This window comes from Pseudoalteromonas sp. GABNS16E (assembly GCF_028598715.1).
GTDB lineage: Bacteria > Pseudomonadota > Gammaproteobacteria > Enterobacterales > Alteromonadaceae > Pseudoalteromonas > Pseudoalteromonas atlantica.
Genome location: NZ_JAQREZ010000141.1, coordinates 1 through 971 on the forward strand (window position 1 = coordinate 1; position 971 = coordinate 971).

Sequence of the window (971 nt, forward strand, 5' to 3'; positions counted from 1 at the left end):
TAGCATCATAGCCTGCATCTTTATCTGAAATAAGAAGGTACTGAAATACTTGGCCTAGCCCTGAGGTGTTTGGCCCCATTTCGGGTGTGCCGACACCTTCTGGTATCAGTTCTTTTGCGGCTTGAAGGCGCTCAAATACAAGTTGTCTTGCAAAGTAAATGTCGGTGCCTTCTTTGAAAACAACCGTGACGCCAGACAAGCCTGTTTTAGAAATTGAGCGCACTTGTTCTACATCAGGTAAGGCATACATGACCGCTTCAATGGGGTACGTAATGAGTTGTTCAACTTCTTCAGCAGCTAGTCCTGGCGCTTCAGTATTTACAGCAACTTGAACATTAGTAACATCAGGAAAGGCATCTAAATTTAGTTTTGGTATAACCATAATTGCGCCGACAATTGTGGCAAACAGCGCAATCAAAATCAGGAGTCTATTATTAACAGACCAATCTATTATTTTATTAAACATAGTCTTGCTCCTTAGTGGTTATGCGGATCAAATCCGCCTTTAGCGATTTCAGAAGCAACAAAAAATGCGCCTTTGGTTACAATTCGCGTCCCACTATCAAGGCCAATGATTTCCCTAAAATCACCTAAGGCTCGGCCTAGTTCTACTTCTACAGCTTTAAATTCTCCAGGGTGGTCTTCGACAAATACGGTCCAATCACCATCTGCGCTGCGGATCAATGCTTCTTCTGGCACAGCCATCACTTTCTGCTTTGTGGCAAACTGAAAGTAAACTTTTACAAACATACCTGAATGAAGGTTATCATCAGCATTCTGTACCCCCAATCTAATAATTCTTGTACGAGTTACGGGATCAATTGTATGGGCTTCTTGGATAACTTTGGCATTGTAACTCTGGCCTTCTAATTTAAGTACCGCAGGAGAATCAATTGATAAATTTAGCTTTTTATTTGGAGAAACTTTTGCTTCAACCCATAGTTGTTTTTCATCAGCTAACAACATGACTG

At 41.3% G+C, this 971-nt stretch carries 2 protein-coding genes; both read right to left on the minus strand.

The window, feature by feature from the left end; translation table 11 throughout:
- Positions 1-466, minus strand: a 466-nt coding sequence (locus PSI06_RS21000; protein WP_273604811.1) for an efflux RND transporter permease subunit, incomplete at its 3' end; no start/stop codon positions are given.
- Between the two features lie 11 nt (positions 467-477).
- A partial coding sequence (locus PSI06_RS21005) for an efflux RND transporter periplasmic adaptor subunit (protein ID WP_273588112.1) occupies positions 478-971 on the minus strand: 494 nt, incomplete at its 5' end.